A 15659-nucleotide genomic window follows, 5' to 3' on the forward strand; every position below is an offset into this window, starting at 1 on the left:
ATGAACAGCTTTGCCGATGTATTTCGACACTACACTCCTGACGTGGCTCCTTTCATGCATAAGATGCTTGCTTATTATCAGGAAACTCAGCCCTATAAAGGTTTCTCAATTGTTCATAATGTCCCACTAACTCAAACCACCCTGATGAAAATTGCCTGCCTCAAAGCTGCAGGAGCCGAGCTCGTGGTAACAAACCCGAGCTTTATGCAGGAAGATTCGAACACTATCAAAGTACTAGAATATGAGCAGATCCCGTACGTTCCCTTGGAGCTGGTCAAAGGTGAGTTTGATTTCTTGCTTGATTGTGGTGCCGAGCTGGTGGAAAACTGCCATGCGACCAAAGGCATAGTGGAGCTGACCCGAACGGGTGCCATGCGCTACCAGCAACACACAGAGTTTCATGTGCCTATTGTGTCCGTCGATGACACTCGTTTGAAGTGTCTGGAAACCTGTCTTGGAACAGGAGAAGGTGTGTATCGTGCCATCACGCAGATTGCTGATACAGATTTAACCAACAGAAATGTGCTTATTTTCGGCTTTGGTAAAGTTGGCATTGGCATAGCTTATTACTTTTCAAAAATCACACCCAATATTATTGTTGCTGAAGCGGATAATGAAAGGCTGAAGCTAATTGAGCAACGGGGTTATCAAAGTGTCAACGCCAGGAACTCTCAAGAAGTTGAGAAAGCAGCCGAGAAAAGTGACCTGATTGTAACGGCTACTGGGCTCAAAGATATCATCAGTAATAACTATCATCCTCAGGCATTCAAAAGCAAACTACTAGCCAACGCAGGCGCTGAAGATGAGTTCGGTTTTGCTTTTGAAACAAGCGAAGTTCTTGCTGACAAAAAACCGGTTAATTTTATTCTAAAGGAACCGACGCTGATGGAGTTTCTTGACCCAATTTTTTATGCCCACAATATTGCCATTGATGATGCCTTGAATAATAAAAAAACCGGATTTAGAGCACTAGATAAGACAACAGATGAAGCCATAGTAACTGATTGGGCAAAGCATCATTGCTGGACGCTAGAAAAACTGAACTCAATTTTTTAGCTATTATGAGTGTCCTAACAAAAGTTAGAAATTACTTAAGTGATATAAAGTATCGACTCCGTCATGGAGGAGATAAATATAGTATAAATTTATATTCGCGACTTTTAGTTATTAAAAAGAATAATCGCATAATAAAAGAAATAGAACTGAACCAATTAAAATCTGTGAAACCAAGAAAAAGGGAAGGAATCATCTATGAACAAATCGAACTTGTTATTGAATTAGAAAAAGTAAAAAGTCGCTATATTATTCCAGAGGAAACAAGTAACTTTGAAGTATTATGTGACTATTTCGTTAGTAAAAAATACTTAACTAAAGATTGGTATCAAAGTCTTTACTTAAACGACCCGCAGTAGACTGCACAAATTTCATTACCATCTTCTAGCAATAAAACCTGAGCACGAAACCAGGGTGGAACAGCCTGCTCCTGAAGATAATTCTTTAATGAGATACTTTGCTGACTCTTTTCAAACCTGATCCGCTCGCCTCCCTGACGACCTCTAACCATTAATTCCTTACCCACCAAATGTGGATAATTTTGTTTTAACCACTGCAAAGGAATTAGCAGCTGGCTGTTTAGTGTTAAATCCGAATTAGCTGGCCATTTCAATTTAAGTTCTGAGTAATCCTGTACAGTGTCTTTGACCCAATACAAAGCATCTCGAAAACGCCTGATTGAGCCGTTGGCTAATTCAATCTTTGGGTTAGCATCTTCCTTTGCATCCAACATTTGCAGTTGGATTTGCTCTAACACAGCCTGACTAGGCATGTCTGCTCCACAGGCATCTAGCCAATAGCGCAACAGGTTGCGTACTCGCCCTGGGCTTAACTGCTTGATCGGATCCAATAAAAGAGCATCCATTCGAGCATCAAAACAATTCTCAAAATCAATTGCCGCCAATTCATTAAGGAGTTGTTGATTCTCGGCCTGAATGTCGCTGGCTGCAGCTATAGTTTTAACTGCCTGAGGCCATTTTTCTTCAATCAATGGCAATACTTGATGGCGAATAAAATTACGACGAATATCGGTATCAGAATTGGTAGGATCTTCAATCGGTTCAAGACCATGAGATTGGCAATAGGCTTCAAGTGTAGCTCTGGGAATATCAATTAATGGCCTAGCCAGAAACCCTTTTGAAAACTCAGTCCAGCCAGGCATGGCAGACAAGCCTTTACTCCCAGCTCCACGTAACAACTGCAATAAAAACGTCTCGGCCTGATCATTCAAATGCTGACCAGTCACTAAGCAAGTATACTCGTCAGCTATAAAATGAGAAAGGGCCTGATAACGCGCTGTACGAGCAGCTTTCTCAAGACTCGCAGTGCTTTTATCGACGTCAACCTTTACAGCTTCAAACGCTACTTCCAGAGATTCACAAAATTGTCGGTTTTGTTCCGCCCATTGTTCGGAACCTGCCTGCAACTGATGATCAATATAGACGGCAGATAGAGAAATGGTATGGGAAGATTGTTTAATGCGGTGATGCAAACTATGTAGCAATGATAAGGAATCCACCCCACCGCTGAGTGCAACCACTACAGAATTAACAGACTTAGAAATGCAAAGAGCCAGGAACTCATCAATTGCTTGAGAAACTGGCTCTAATTTTGACATGCGGAATAATTATTCTTCGCTGACTGTACCGAACGACATCAGCTTGTTGTAACGCTTAGCCAACAACTGCTCAACGCTTAACTTTTCAAGCTCGTCCAGGTCTTTAACCAGACGCTCTTTTAGGCTTTTGCCCATCATTAAGTAATCACGGTGCGCACCACCAAGTGGCTCAGCAACAATATTGTCGATCAGGCCCAAACTCTTGATACGTTCAGCAGTGATACCCATTGCTTGCGCCGCTTCTTCAGCTTTTTCGGCACTCTTCCAAAGAATCGAAGCACATCCTTCAGGCGAAATTACAGAATAGGTTGAGTACTGAAGCATGTTAACGCGATCACCGACACCAATCGCCAATGCACCGCCAGAACCACCTTCACCAATAACGGTAGCGATGATCGGTACTTCAAGACGGGACATCACCTTTAGATTACGCGCAATCGCTTCACTCTGACCACGTTCTTCGGCGCCAACGCCCGGGAAAGCCCCAGGAGTATCGATAAATGTGAATACTGGCAGTGAGAAGCGCTCAGCAAGCTCCATAATACGCTTGGCTTTACGATAGCCTTCCGGACGGGACATACCAAAGTTGTGTCTGATTTTCTCTTTGGTATCACGTCCTTTCTGATGGCCAATAACCACCACAGGCTTATCGTTTAAACGAGCAACACCACCGACAATCGATGCATCATCAGCATAGGCACGGTCGCCTGCCAACTCATCAAAGTCAGTGAAAATGTTCTCAATATAATCGCGGGTATATGGACGCTGCGGGTGACGCGCCAATTGCGCAACCTGCCATGGCGTAAGATCAGAAAAGATTTGCTTAGTCAGGTCTTTTGACTTCTTTTTTAAGCGCTCAATCTCTTCGCTAATATTAATCTCGCTGTCTTCGCCCATCATGCGCAATTCGTCAATTTGCGCTTCTAATTCAGCGATAGGACGCTCAAAGTCTAGAAAATTCAAACTCATGCCTTATAAAACTGTTAGTTAGTGGCGTATAAGGGGCAATATTCTACCCTTATTTGCTTTGATAATGAATGGTAACTTGACTGGTCTAAACTGTCAGCCTTTATTAACGCAAAACATTAATAATTAGGCATTTTTGCTCAATCAAAGCATAAATAGACCAACTATTCCTAAATATGATTCAGTTCCGAATATGGCTATTCAGTGCATAATATCCTGCTAAGATAGTGGCACATTGAACCATTAAGTACTCTAAATGCTGAAAGCGGCAACCATCAAAACCTATCAACAAGCACGTCTGGCGCGCGATCGACGCTATGATGGAACTTTCTTTGTTGCTGTTAAAAGCACAGGAATCTATTGTCGCCCCGTCTGCCCTGCCCCAACTCCGAAAGAGCAGAATGTGACCTACTTTCAAAACGCCGTTCAAGCACAGGAAGCAGGTTACCGCCCATGCTTACGATGCCGCCCGGAAACAGCGCCACAGTCATCTGCTTGGCTGGGAAATCAAGCAGTCCTAAAAAAAGCCGTCTCCCGTATACAGGCTGGTGCCTTAAATCAGTGCTCATTGCAGGACTTCAGCGAATCAATGGGAATTACTGATCGGTATTTACGTAAACTGTTTCAGGAACACTTGGGCGTCTCACCGATCACCTATGCCAATCATTTACGCCTGATGTTCGCCAAGCAATTGCTCCATCAAACACAGCTACCTATTACTGATATAGCCTTCATAGCAGGATTTAACAGTGTACGCCGCTTCAACGATAGTTTTAAGGCAACCATGAAACTCAGTCCTAGCCAGTTGCGTAAATCCTTAAGCAGTAAAAATACGGACAGAGACCAACAAGCCATTCAGCTTAAACTTCATTACAGGCCCCCTTATGACTGGTCACTGATGCACGATTTCTTGAAGCAGCGCGAACTGTCTGCAATAGAAACGATTACTACGACCACATACAGCCGTAGCTTTAATATTGATAATGCTCGTGGTTTCTTTTCAGCAAAACACGACTCTGATAATTCCTGCTTCCAGGTTGCCATTGAGTTGGACGACATGACTAAACTTTTAGAAGTAACACATCATATTCGTCGGGTACTGGATCTGAACAGCGACCTTGAAGTTATTGAAACCTCATTGTCACAAGATAAGAAGTTAAAGCCTCTAATTAAATCAGGTCTGCGGCTTCCTGCCTGCTGGGATACCTTTGAAGCAGGTGTCAAAGCCATCCTAGGGCAGCAGGTTTCAGTCAAAGCGGCTTATACACACACTGCTAGCGTCATTGAGCAATTGGGCAGCGACTACAATCACCAGTACAAAGTGTTTCCAACCGCACAGCAAATCGTTGATGGCGATTTAAGCTTTTTGAAAATGCCTAATAGTCGCAAACAGACACTGCATAACTTTGCACAGTGGTATCTAGAAACCCAAGGCGAGGATTTATCGTCAATTCTTAGCATTAAAGGCATAGGCTCCTGGACTTATGAATACATCAAATTAAGAAGTGGTATGGATAGCGACGCCTTTCCAGATAAAGATTTAGGCGTCATTAAAGCGATGGAAAAATATCAACTCACTAGCAGTGAGTCATGGCAACCCTGGCGCAGTTATGCAACCTTACAACTTTGGCACAGTCTCTGAAAATTAATGGAAATACTCTATGACCAGCACACTCTATTATCAACAATCCCCATGCCCATTTGGAACACTGCACATTTATGCCGACGAGCATCATCTAAAAGCAGTTCTATTCGAACCATGGGAAAAAATTTCGAGTAATACTCTACAAGTAAAAGGTAATGCCGTAATAGAGAAAACTCAGCAGCAACTTGATGAATACTTTGAAGGCCAAAGAAAAGAATTTGATTTGCCTGTTGATGCAGATGGTACAAAGTTCCAACAAACCGTCTGGAAGACTCTTTGCAAAATCCCTTTTGGAAAAACCTGGAACTATGGCCAACTGGCTCAGGCCATCGGCAACAAAAACGCCAGCCGAGCAGTTGGCGCTGCCAATGGTAAAAACCCTATATCAATTATAATACCCTGCCATCGTGTTATTGGAGCAAACGGCACCCTCACCGGATATGCGGGAGGATTAAAGATTAAAGAATGGTTACTGAAACATGAAGGGGTAATAGAGTAACATCAGACTTAACTTATCTATTATTTAACCCGTCGCCATTCTTATTAATTAGTCATGCACAAGAAACCCCACCTACCCACCAAAACCTGCCCTGTATGTAATAGGCCTTTTGCCTGGCGGAAAAAATGGCAAAACTGCTGGGATGAAGTTGTATATTGTTCCGAGCGTTGTCGCCGAAATAAGAAAGTTGTCGATAATTAGTAATTGTGACGCCCATACGAGCCGCATATACACGAATATGATAGGTTTCTTAGTGTTTTAAACACTAAAACAGGGATAAAGAAGGAATATAACTATGACTATTAACTTTTCTAAGGGGATAGGAGTGTTCATGACTCTCCTTTTTGCGCTGGCAATTAACACGGCAAGTGCTACGCAAATCAAAAAGACTTCAATCAAACCCATCAAGCCATCAACGACCATAAATACCAACGCTATAAAAGATATTCAAAAGGTAAAAATGTTAAGTGATACCGAATATCAAAAGAAGCTTAAAGCCCACAAAATAAAGGTTCAATCGACCGCAGTAAAACCGCAGGCACAGGCCAATACTCGGATAGCTAGCCAAAACAATCGCTTTCGTGGTCAATATGACTGTGATGACAAAAATCCTTCGGTCAGACCGGGAGCGGTAGAAGCGTGCGATGGTATCGATAATGATTGTGATGGAGATGTTGATGAAGGCGTAACAGGAACCTATTTTCTTGATGCAGATGGTGACGGATGGGGTGATAGCAACCAGCCATGGCTAGCTTGCAGGCAACAACCCGGCTACTCCACAAGAGGTAATGACTGCAATGATAGAAGCAGACAAATCTATCCCGGAGCAAGCGACACCCCCAATAATGGCATTGATGAAAACTGTGATGGACAACAATAAGGAGAGGGAACATGAATAAGATAGTGACACTAATATTAGCTTCGATTACGTTATTTTTAGCATCAATCCTAGGTTCCTCTCCAGTTTATGCAGATGCAGTTTCAGACGCGATTAAATTTTGTAATGAGTATGAGCGACGAACCGGTGTGCGTTGCGAACAGCAACGATGTCCATGCGGTAGAACCACCAAGGAAGTTGAACGTTGGGACAGAGGTGGTTTAAGACTCTCTGTTTGTGCCTGTGTATCGAAAGCTGACCTTAAGGCCGCAGCCAATGCCGAGCCAGAAATCCAGTGTCGTCGTGATTCCGATTGTGATGATGGGGTATTCTGCAATGGTAAAGAAATGTGCCGCTCGGGCCAGTGTAGACCCGGCACCAGTCCATGTGACGGCGTAAGATGCTATGAGCGTGAGAAGATGTGCGAAAAAACCTGTGAGGATAAAGACGGCGACGGTTTTGAAGCCATACACTGTGGTGGTAATGATTGTGACGACAATAATCCTAATCGCTACCCAGGAAACAAAGAGATTTGTGACTCAAAAGGGATAGATGAAGATTGTGATGCAACGACAGTTGGTGATCTCGACGTCGACGGAGATGGGTTTATCTCTTCAAGCTGCCGATAATAAGTACCAATCAAAAAAAGGTGCCATAAGGCACCTTTTTTATATTAATTGAATGACAAACTCATCACAGGATTAACTTAGCGCTTTTATCAGCTTATCCGCAACAGCCGTAGAGGATGCAGGATTTTGTCCGGTTATCAACTGACCATCTACAACCGCTAATGAACCCCAGTCGTCTACTCTTTCATAGACACCGCCTTTTTCTACAAGCTGATCCTCTAAGAGATATGGAACAACATCTTTGAGGCCAACTGCAGATTCTTCGGAGTTGCTAAAGCCAGTGACTTTTTTACCTTTAACCAATGGCTCACCGCTAGCATTTTTAGCCTTCAGTAACACTGCTGGAGCATGGCAAACAGCTGCCACAGGCTTGCCGGCTTTGATAAAGTTTTCAATCAGTTTTATTGAATGCTCATCCTTATGCAGATCCCATAATGGGCCATGACCACCCGGATAGAAAACTGCATCATAACCATCGGCATTCACGTCACTCAAACGGACAGTGTTAGCTAATTGATTACGAGCTTCCTGGTCATTCTCAAAGCGCTTAGTATCTTCTGTTTGTGCATCTGGCTCGTGACTTTTTGGATCGAGTGGTGGCTGACCACCACGAGGCGAAGCAAGCGTAATATCAGCGCCTGCATCTTTAAGACGATAATAAGGGCTGGCAAACTCCTCCAGCCAGAAACCTGTTTTTTCACCCGTATCACCCAATTGATCATGCGAGGTTAATACAAAAAGTACTTTCATTTGATCGCTCCTTAGGGTTTATATTTAAAGATATAAAATAATCATACAGAGCAGTGTGTGAAAAACAAATGAGGATACTCAATAGTGAGTATTCGATAGCTTAATATTACTTTTAGATGTGTATAGGGCGATTAAATCGCCCATTTAAATAAACTAATAAAGCCCTTTCATAAACTGCTCTATCGGCTCTGGAAGCAAATCTTGAGGTTTATCACCTCCAAGAGTAGCTATTCCGCTCTTTCCATCGATAACTCCAGACTTTATAATTTTTTTATCTTCAAGCCTAACTACAATAATCTTTACTTTAACTTTATCAGGTTTAACAGACCATTCAGTAGCCCTATCCTCCCAGTGCAAAATAACTGGATAAACTAAATAATCAAAATTTCCTTTACTTGCATACTCAATAGAACTCTGAAAATCCCTATGTTTAGTATCTATTTCTACATTAACTAATCTGTACATCAATGCTGCCTTAATAATTCTACTTAATTCATCAGCAGATCCCGTGTACTGTGTAGAACCATAACCACCATCCTTTGAGAGTGAAATTAGTACTGTATCAGTACTGAGAAATTTAGCGGAGCTGTCGCTTTCAGAAATATTAAGTCTATGTGAGTCTGTACACCCAATAATTAGACATAAAGTAATCAGTAAAAATATTATTTTTTTCATAGAATGCCTTATTTGTAATTAGTTAACACAACTTAAACGCAATAATATATTATCTGATTAAATAAAGTTTAAGAACAGACTTTATTCATAGGAGGTTTTGTGCGTCCACATCATATCGCCTGGCTAGTTTGTCTTATCCCTATCATTGCAGCGCATGGGGCGTTTTTTATTGGCCTTTGGCAAGGAGTTGCTAATGAGTGTGTACCCTACTTTGAAGGATGCACATCAATCAGCCGCGCTGCCCGTAATGGTGATGCTATTTTCTTATTTCGTGGATTGATGATGCCAACAGCCGCTTTCCTTATCATTTTCTGGTATCTGCAAAGCATCTGGCTTAAACAGATGACACAAAAGCCACATCCGGTAGTGTTCATACTGGGAAATATTGGTGCTGTCTTTTTAGTCCTCTATGCAGACTTTCTCGGCACTGAAGGTGACTTTTATGAATTTATGCGCCGCTATGGAATCACTTTTTATTTCGCGATGACAATTCTCGCGCAGATGCTAAGCATTCGTAGTCTGAAAAAAGTAAAGGGCACCTTAGACCGAAAGATTAAACGCTACCTTTCAATTCAATTTGTTTTGATTGCCATCTATTGGGTATTGGGCATCGCCAACGTGGTGATAAAAGCCACTGGCGTCAGCTGGGTTGATCAATCAGAGAACATAATCGAGTGGCACTTCGCTCTATACATGTCGTTCTTTTTTGGTTTAACGGCGATGATGTGGAAACGAAGTGGATTCGAGTTTCAGTTTAGAATTAATAGATAAGCTACTATTTACCACAATCATCGCTCTCTTATCTTGCTCCAAAGAAAATCATCTTTACCGATATTTTCCGAGTTTTTCTTTGCTAGATTTTCAAGCATGATATCAATCTGATTTTTATCCACCCAACGTCCATTAAAGAAAACTCCTGATATCTTTCTGGTGTTATTAATATCTAACAAAGGGTTTTCATCAAGCAAAACAAGGTCGGCAAACTTACCAACTTCAACAGTTCCGACTCTATCATCAATTCCTAACCATGTAGCTGCCAACCTTGTCGCAGCGGCCAAGGTTTCCTCTGTGGTTAAGCCAGCATCAACCAACAAGTTCAACTCGTCATGTAATGAATAACCCCAAACTATCCCCGAAGTGCCTGCATCGGTACCCGCCACCATGGGAACGCCAAGCTCTTTTAATGCTTTAACCAGCAATACATGAAATTCAACCAGCTCATCATAGTAAGTAATTGTTTTGGGGTTGGTTCCCTGATTATACTGATTAGCTGTAATCCATTTGTCTTGCATCAATGGATGAACATACTTAAAGCTAGGTAAATCTCTTACGGCATCCAATGAGCGTGCCTGAGCTGCAATCCGTACCAGGTTCGATAAATTAGGAGTGACCCAGCTGCCATTCTCTTTAGCCAAGCTTGCAAGCCTATAAGCTTCTTCTTCAGTAAACTCATTGGCTTGCTTTGAAAATTCCTCTGCATGAGCGACTAAGCTAAAGTGAGGAACGAAGGCTTCTTCTGTCTTACCTTCAAAGGCACTGGGTATATGCCCCACCACCTTCATTTCTTGTTTGTAAGCTTCGTCCACAATGGCTTTATAGGTTTCAATGTTAAGCCTTGAGTAAACCTTGATAAATTCATAGCCATCTCCTTTTGCGATGCGAACAGCCTGCCGCCCCTCCGACGGAGTAGTTGCCACCCTACTCGCATTGCTTCCACCAATTAACGCTGCCAATGCAATCCTGGGACCAATGATATCGCCTTTAATGATTTCGTTTCTTTGCCCAAAGTGCTCAACTCTACCGCTAAGTTCAAATGTGGTGGTAACACCATTAGCAACGTAAAGCAGCATAATGTCCTGGTTATCAAAGAAGATTGATGCACCCTTGGTTGGGTAGTTATTTCCAGGGCTGCCATCTACTAGATTATGAACGTGCATGTCTATCAGACCAGGGATAAGCCACTTTCCTTCACCATCAATAATCATGACATCGTTTGGTATTTTTCCACCAATGGCTGAGATTTTGTTGTCGACAATAACAACCGTCGTGTTCTCGATGACCTCATTACCGACGGTCATTGGTATGACATTTACGTTGTATAGAGCAAATGTTTTTTTTTCTTGATTATTCTGTCCCTGCGCTGTGTTCTTTGTAATTCCACAGCCTGAAAGCAAAACCAATACCACGCATAAACCCGCTATAAACCGTAATTTATTCACTGAAAATTCCTTATTATGCTTTTTAAGCTTCGTTATTATTTCAATCTACTCATATAAATAAGTCATAGATACAGCCGTGTGATTTCAAAATGTAAAATTTAATTTTTGCCTAACAGGCATAAAGCAGAAAAGATATGCATACAATTGACCCTGGACTTTAAGGAAAAAATGAGTATTACTAATTAGTTTTGTATCTCTGTTAGCCTAAGCGAACAAAAATGCATAGCTTTCCTCTTCGGGGACCTCCTTCGGTCGTGATCAAGGGGCTTTCCCCCTAATCACAATAGTTCCTTTGATGATTACTCCTAAATTATTCACCGAATCGCTTCAATACAGAATACAGTCGGCTTCTGGTATATCGCTGTAGCAAAATGGGATAAAAGTTAACAATTACATTGCCGACGCTGAGAAAAATAGCCCATCCCTGCCAACCAATATTCCAGGCATGTACCGCAGTAGCAATACCTATCATAAGCAAAACAATATGACCGCTCTCACTCTGCTCGGTACGCACAATAAAGGCTTCTATCGAATATTTATTACGAATCATTTTATGAGAGGGATTTTTACGACGTTCCCATCGATTAGCCAAGTCGCCATCAGGCACAAACTGACGAAAAACTTTAGCGCCAAAGTATCGATAAACTCTGCCATCTTTTTCAAAATTAAAAACACGAAAATAGCTCGCCGGTATTAACCACCAGAGTGAAATGCACCCGATGATCACCAATCCGAACCATAAATCTGGCAGAAAGCTTCCTTGGGGATAGTCATATGGCCTCATCGGCCCCAAAACATAAAGCCAAAACATAATCATCGGTGCTAACCAACCTGCAGCCATAAAGGCAAAAGGTATGATGTTTAAACCCGAAGTTGATGGGTTAAATGTATGAGAGTTATTATCTGTCATGTCCCTATCTCATTATTATTTACTATGTGTTATTGATTAAATTTTAATTGGGTTTATTCTTCTACAGTAAGAATACCCACATAAATAATACCGCCAAAAAGTTTATGGTAAATACCAGGCCTCTTAAGCGGATATTGTTCATTAGTATTTGCACTGCACTATGAATTAATCGGCCTGCCACAAATATCCAGGCCAACCAAAGTTGAAGAGAATCAGTATTACCCAATACGATTAATAGCACACAGGTAATATGGAAAAATAAAGGCCACTCGAATTGATTCGAGAGGTTTGCACTAATTCGCGGTTCGATTGACGCCCAGTTTTCTTTTTTACTCTTAATAACACCCCAAACCGCCGGAGCACGAGCAATCGTCAGCAAAACATAGAGAAAAGCCGTCCATGCGATATGGGCAGCCACTGGGTAGAGAAGCAGTTGGTGTGTCATATTCGACCTCATAGAATGATTGCCCTTATTCAGTCTTTAGCTTATTGGCTCATTCACTTTAACCACTAGCTTGCCAAAGTTTTTGCCTTCGAGCATTCCCATGAACGCTTGCGGTGCCTTGTCCAGTCCTTCAACCATCTGCTCACGATAATGAATTTTTCCTTCCTTCAACCACTGCCCCATGTCTTGAGCAAATTCAGGATAACGGTCTCCATAATCGTCGAAAATAATAAAGCCCTGCATCTTGATACGCTTGACTAACAAGGTACCCATCAACATACCCATTCTGTCTGGCCCACTAGGTAGTTCAGTGGCGTTATACTGGGAAACTAAACCGCACAGCGGAACCCTTGCCTTGGTGTTTAGAAGTGGCAACACCGCATCAAACACTTTTCCGCCAACGTTTTCATAATAAACATCAATGCCATCGGAACATGCCTTCGCTAATTGCTCGGCAAAATCATCGGCCTTATGATCAATACAGGCATCAAAACCTAATGTCTCAACCGCAAAGCGACATTTTTCTTCACCACCGGCAACACCAATCGCCTTACAGCCTTTAATCCTTGCAATTTGGCCAACCGTTGCGCCAACAGGCCCAGTAGCCGCTGCCACCACCACAGTCTCACCCTTCTTAGGCTGACCAATGTCTAACAGCCCCATATACCCCGTGAACCCAGGCATTCCCATAATTCCTAAGGCATAAGACGGTTTAGAAAATTTCTTGCCCAGTAACATAACGTCTTTACCATCCGAAACGCTGTAATCCTGCCAACCATTCTGGCTCAAGACCCAATCGCCCACCTCAAACTTATCATTGTGGGAAGCTTCAACCTGAGCCACCGTACCGCCAACCATCACCTGGTCTAACTCGACCGGATCGGCATATGACTTGGCATCATTCATGCGACCGCGCATGTATGGGTCTAAGGACAAATAAATAGTTTTTAGCAATACTTCGCCCTCTTTTGGCTCTGGCTTAGCCGATTCCACTAGACGGAAATTATCATCTGTAGGGGCACCCTTAGGGCGCGAAGCTAATAAGATCTGTCTGTTGTTTGAGTTCGACATAGGTCATCCTTTAAATTAATTGATATGACAGCAAAAGTATAAGCACAGGTTTGCTGTGTCCGACTGCATGTATTTGTTATGTGCCAATTTTTGCCTCTATTAATGCAGCTAGTAACTCATCTGATTGGAAGTAAGTGAGCAATTCCTTTTGCATTTGATTAAAGGTCTCCCATATATCTTTAAGCTGGTTAAGTTTATCTAACACTCTACTGTTCTGTTCATCTAGCTTCAAAATCAGCTTGCGGCAGCTATTTACACAGTTGAAATCAATACTCGCTAGATCTTTGTGAATTAGTTGGTTTCGCTCACTCACTAATCTTTCTAACTCTACTTTTTCTTTAGCCACATCCTCAGCATCCATATCCAGATAAAATCGAATCGATATGTGAAGCTCAGAACAGTCTAGCTCTTCATTTTCAGCAACTCTATTTTTAAATAGATTTTTTAAAAACTTAGAAGCAGCTTCACCTAACGACCTATTCCGAATAGACTTCTCATTAAGCGAATGAGTAACTTCATTATCTCTAGTTTGAAAATCGACACTACTGTATAAAACAAGAACTTTTAATAAAGCTTCTATCTTTTGGAAGTTGACCACGTTCCGACCAATTTTTCGAAGAGCTTCATCATGCAGATTATCCTTGTTATCAAGTTCAGTCATAATACAAAAGTCCTAATTTAAAAATACAAGTTCGCTTTTAATTTCGATTGTTTTTTTGATGGGTAGCTAAGCTTTTGATTATATTCGATGACGTCAATTTTACATCTTTCAATTAACTCTAATTCATCAGAATCATCATAACTTAGAGTTAGTCCAAACAAACTAGCAGCCTTAAATTGCTAGTGACAATTTGTTAGCTCTTTCAATCTATAGTACCAACCATCAACACCGAGATGCGATGGGTGGCTTCGGATAATTTGCAACTTATCTATAAGCACAACGCCTCCATTTAAAATATAGCAGTTGAATACCCGAATTAGTTCGTAAGACTCTATTATCATTATTCTCTTTATACAAGTATCGATTCCACTCGGTAGCATGCATATTCACCAATTTTCCACCATTGGTATTAGTGAAATGTTTTAGAACAAATTCTGAATTTCTCGGGAGCTCTACCGTCGTCACTGTTCAGAATGACAATTTGTTACCTAACCCACTGATTATTAATGGCCTGTCGCCTGTATGTCACCTAAATGTCGCTCATCCTTCGCGAAGATGTCGTGTTATACTTTGCATTGAGTTTTCATAATTCAGGCTCACCGCTGAATCAGCCAGCGTTTTTACTAAACACACAAACGGATTGATTATGATTGTTAGAAAATTGAGATTGAAAAGAGGTTGGTCACAAGAGCATTTAGCCGAGTTGATGGGTGTTAGCACTCGTACGATTCAGCGCATTGAACGTGGCCAGACCAAGCCCAGTCTTGAAACTCAAAAGTCATTAGCCGCTGTGTTTGAGGTTGATATAGCAACATTTGAACCGTCCATAGCTATGGACAGCACAGGAGAGCCTGATATGAACACCACCAATTCCAATGAAACAACCCAAGAAGCTGAACAAGTTACAAAACCGAAACCAGCTGTTGAAACAGTGAGCAATGAAGAGGCAGAAGCCATGGAATACGTTAAAGGGATTAAGGACTTTTATGGACACTTATTTTTCTTCGTCACTTTTACTGTTATTTTTATTTTTACGGGGAAAATTTCTGAGATGTTAATCCCTTGGGGAGCCTGGGCATTGGGTCTTACCATTCATGGATTGCAGGCCTTTGAAATTATCAATCTTTTCAAAATAAACTGGGAAAAGAAGATGGTGGAAAAGCGCTTAAAGAAAAAGTTGTAATTAGCCATGGAATTGAGCAGACTCTAGGTCTGCTCCACTTTAAAGGTCACTTTAGATGAATTGGATTTTAAGCTTCATCATTCTTCTGACCGGTCACTTCCTGATTGGCTTCTGCTTTGTGTCTTTTATTAAGCCAGAAGCAACTAAACACTTCTTACGACAATTTGCCTCTTCCGCAAAAGCTCATTACATCGAACAGCTGATCCGCATTGTTATTGGCATTTCTTTGGTTCTTAACGCTTCTCAGATGCAGCTAATGAACTTTCACCTTGTACTTGGCTGGCTTATCGTTATAACCAGTTTAGGATTATTGGGTATTCCCTGGCGATGGCACAAAAAGTTTGCAGACAAGGTTAATCCCTGGGTGATACGTTTACTTCCTTTGTATGCGATTGGCTGTTTAATGCTCGGGAGTATTTTGATTTATGGTGTATTGGGGTGAGCCCAGCAGATGAAAT

General features: G+C 41.7%; 19 protein-coding genes. 10 read left to right on the forward strand and 9 right to left on the reverse strand.

The genetic code is table 11. From position 1 onward, the window contains the following. On the forward strand, window positions 1-1056 hold the full coding sequence (locus CW740_RS08755; protein ID WP_106647149.1) for a Rossmann-fold NAD(P)-binding domain-containing protein: 1056 nt from the start codon (window positions 1-3) through the stop codon (window positions 1054-1056). Further along, the gene (locus tag CW740_RS08760; protein WP_157826411.1) at window positions 1005-1412 is read left to right on the forward strand and encodes a hypothetical protein; all 408 of its coding nucleotides are present in this window, start codon (window positions 1005-1007) and stop codon (window positions 1410-1412) included. Before CW740_RS08755 ends, CW740_RS08760 begins: the two co-directional genes overlap by 52 nt. Here the strand turns inward: CW740_RS08760 and tilS are convergent. Both tilS and accA read right to left on the reverse strand, forming a co-directional pair. Continuing rightward, complete coding sequence (tilS, locus tag CW740_RS08765) at window positions 1391-2671, reverse strand: tRNA lysidine(34) synthetase TilS (protein WP_106647151.1); 1281 nt, start codon at window positions 2669-2671, stop codon at window positions 1391-1393. The two genes, CW740_RS08760 and tilS, sit on opposite strands and share 22 nt — an antisense overlap. Window positions 2672-2680: 9 nt before the next feature. Continuing rightward, entirely contained in the window at window positions 2681-3640 is a 960-nt protein-coding gene (gene accA / locus CW740_RS08770) for an acetyl-CoA carboxylase carboxyl transferase subunit alpha (RefSeq protein WP_106647152.1), read from the reverse strand. Between the two features lie 253 nt (window positions 3641-3893). Between accA and CW740_RS08775 the strand changes: the two genes are divergently transcribed. The 5 genes from CW740_RS08775 to CW740_RS08795 all read left to right on the forward strand — a co-directional run bounded on the left by CW740_RS08775 (window position 3894) and on the right by CW740_RS08795 (window position 7287). Next, a complete protein-coding gene (locus CW740_RS08775) occupies window positions 3894-5279 on the forward strand; it encodes a DNA-3-methyladenine glycosylase 2 family protein (protein WP_106647153.1) in 1386 nt (461 codons plus the stop codon). Window positions 5280-5298: 19 nt separating this feature from the next. Next, the gene (locus CW740_RS08780) at window positions 5299-5781 is read left to right on the forward strand and encodes a methylated-DNA--[protein]-cysteine S-methyltransferase (protein WP_106647154.1); all 483 of its coding nucleotides are present in this window, start codon (window positions 5299-5301) and stop codon (window positions 5779-5781) included. Window positions 5782-5835: 54 nt separating this feature from the next. Beyond that, the gene (locus CW740_RS12675; RefSeq protein WP_106647155.1) at window positions 5836-5982 is read left to right on the forward strand and encodes a DUF2256 domain-containing protein; all 147 of its coding nucleotides are present in this window, start codon (window positions 5836-5838) and stop codon (window positions 5980-5982) included. A gap of 130 nt (window positions 5983-6112) precedes the next feature. After that, on the forward strand, window positions 6113-6661 hold the full coding sequence (locus CW740_RS08790; RefSeq protein ID WP_227523829.1) for a putative metal-binding motif-containing protein: 549 nt from the start codon (window positions 6113-6115) through the stop codon (window positions 6659-6661). An 11-nt stretch (window positions 6662-6672) separates the two neighbouring features. Next, window positions 6673-7287, forward strand: coding sequence for a putative metal-binding motif-containing protein (locus CW740_RS08795; RefSeq protein WP_106647157.1), 615 nt, complete (start codon window positions 6673-6675; stop codon window positions 7285-7287). Between the two features lie 72 nt (window positions 7288-7359). On the opposite strand, the gene CW740_RS08800 is transcribed toward CW740_RS08795, so the two are convergent. After that, window positions 7360-8037 carry a type 1 glutamine amidotransferase domain-containing protein gene (locus CW740_RS08800; RefSeq protein ID WP_106647158.1) on the reverse strand — a complete coding sequence of 226 codons (678 nt, stop codon included), beginning with the start codon at window positions 8035-8037 and terminating at the stop codon, window positions 7360-7362. A 153-nt stretch (window positions 8038-8190) separates the two neighbouring features. After that, a complete protein-coding gene (locus CW740_RS08805) occupies window positions 8191-8712 on the reverse strand; it encodes a DUF4823 domain-containing protein (protein ID WP_106647159.1) in 522 nt (173 codons plus the stop codon). Between the two features lie 99 nt (window positions 8713-8811). Between CW740_RS08805 and CW740_RS08810 the strand changes: the two genes are divergently transcribed. Continuing rightward, window positions 8812-9483, forward strand: a complete 672-nt coding sequence (locus CW740_RS08810) for a hypothetical protein (RefSeq protein WP_227523830.1) — start codon at window positions 8812-8814, stop codon at window positions 9481-9483. Between the two features lie 17 nt (window positions 9484-9500). On the opposite strand, the gene CW740_RS08815 is transcribed toward CW740_RS08810, so the two are convergent. The 5 genes from CW740_RS08815 to CW740_RS08835 form a co-directional block, all read right to left on the reverse strand. Continuing rightward, the gene (locus tag CW740_RS08815; protein WP_227523831.1) at window positions 9501-10931 is read right to left on the reverse strand and encodes an amidohydrolase family protein; all 1431 of its coding nucleotides are present in this window, start codon (window positions 10929-10931) and stop codon (window positions 9501-9503) included. Window positions 10932-11241: 310 nt separating this feature from the next. After that, window positions 11242-11841 (reverse strand): glycosyl-4,4'-diaponeurosporenoate acyltransferase CrtO family protein, encoded by a 600-nt coding sequence (locus tag CW740_RS08820; RefSeq protein WP_106647161.1) that lies wholly within the window; start codon window positions 11839-11841, stop codon window positions 11242-11244. A gap of 61 nt (window positions 11842-11902) precedes the next feature. After that, the gene (locus tag CW740_RS08825; RefSeq protein ID WP_106648115.1) at window positions 11903-12286 is read right to left on the reverse strand and encodes an MAPEG family protein; all 384 of its coding nucleotides are present in this window, start codon (window positions 12284-12286) and stop codon (window positions 11903-11905) included. Between the two features lie 36 nt (window positions 12287-12322). Continuing rightward, entirely contained in the window at window positions 12323-13357 is a 1035-nt protein-coding gene (locus CW740_RS08830) for an NADP-dependent oxidoreductase (RefSeq protein WP_106647162.1), read from the reverse strand. A gap of 76 nt (window positions 13358-13433) precedes the next feature. Next, window positions 13434-14018, reverse strand: coding sequence for a hypothetical protein (locus tag CW740_RS08835; protein WP_106647163.1), 585 nt, complete (start codon window positions 14016-14018; stop codon window positions 13434-13436). Between the two features lie 646 nt (window positions 14019-14664). Between CW740_RS08835 and CW740_RS08840 the strand changes: the two genes are divergently transcribed. Both CW740_RS08840 and CW740_RS08845 read left to right on the forward strand, forming a co-directional pair. Further along, window positions 14665-15201: a helix-turn-helix domain-containing protein gene (locus CW740_RS08840; protein ID WP_106647164.1), complete on the forward strand. Its 537-nt coding sequence runs from the start codon at window positions 14665-14667 to the stop codon at window positions 15199-15201. 55 nt (window positions 15202-15256) lie between these two features. Continuing rightward, complete coding sequence (locus CW740_RS08845; RefSeq protein ID WP_106647165.1) at window positions 15257-15643, forward strand: hypothetical protein; 387 nt, start codon at window positions 15257-15259, stop codon at window positions 15641-15643. Window positions 15644-15659 lie beyond the last annotated feature (16 nt).

This window comes from Kangiella profundi, from assembly GCF_002838765.1.
GTDB classification, from domain to species: Bacteria; Pseudomonadota; Gammaproteobacteria; order Enterobacterales; family Kangiellaceae; genus Kangiella; species Kangiella profundi.

Coding starts and splice junctions, on each gene's coding strand:
- CW740_RS08835 (WP_106647163.1), bottom strand. CDS start 14,018: ATGACTGAACTTGATAACAAGGATAATCTGCATGATGAAGCTCTTCGA.
- CW740_RS08795 (WP_106647157.1), top strand. CDS start 6,673: ATGAATAAGATAGTGACACTAATATTAGCTTCGATTACGTTATTTTTA.
- CW740_RS08755 (WP_106647149.1), top strand. CDS start 1: ATGAACAGCTTTGCCGATGTATTTCGACACTACACTCCTGACGTGGCT.
- CW740_RS08825 (WP_106648115.1), bottom strand. CDS start 12,286: ATGACACACCAACTGCTTCTCTACCCAGTGGCTGCCCATATCGCATGG.
- CW740_RS08790 (WP_227523829.1), top strand. CDS start 6,113: ATGACTCTCCTTTTTGCGCTGGCAATTAACACGGCAAGTGCTACGCAA.
- CW740_RS12675 (WP_106647155.1), top strand. CDS start 5,836: ATGCACAAGAAACCCCACCTACCCACCAAAACCTGCCCTGTATGTAAT.
- CW740_RS08800 (WP_106647158.1), bottom strand. CDS start 8,037: ATGAAAGTACTTTTTGTATTAACCTCGCATGATCAATTGGGTGATACG.
- accA (WP_106647152.1), bottom strand. CDS start 3,640: ATGAGTTTGAATTTTCTAGACTTTGAGCGTCCTATCGCTGAATTAGAA.
- CW740_RS08845 (WP_106647165.1), top strand. CDS start 15,257: ATGAATTGGATTTTAAGCTTCATCATTCTTCTGACCGGTCACTTCCTG.
- CW740_RS08775 (WP_106647153.1), top strand. CDS start 3,894: ATGCTGAAAGCGGCAACCATCAAAACCTATCAACAAGCACGTCTGGCG.
- tilS (WP_106647151.1), bottom strand. CDS start 2,671: ATGTCAAAATTAGAGCCAGTTTCTCAAGCAATTGATGAGTTCCTGGCT.
- CW740_RS08820 (WP_106647161.1), bottom strand. CDS start 11,841: ATGACAGATAATAACTCTCATACATTTAACCCATCAACTTCGGGTTTA.
- CW740_RS08805 (WP_106647159.1), bottom strand. CDS start 8,712: ATGAAAAAAATAATATTTTTACTGATTACTTTATGTCTAATTATTGGG.
- CW740_RS08780 (WP_106647154.1), top strand. CDS start 5,299: ATGACCAGCACACTCTATTATCAACAATCCCCATGCCCATTTGGAACA.
- CW740_RS08830 (WP_106647162.1), bottom strand. CDS start 13,357: ATGTCGAACTCAAACAACAGACAGATCTTATTAGCTTCGCGCCCTAAG.
- CW740_RS08840 (WP_106647164.1), top strand. CDS start 14,665: ATGATTGTTAGAAAATTGAGATTGAAAAGAGGTTGGTCACAAGAGCAT.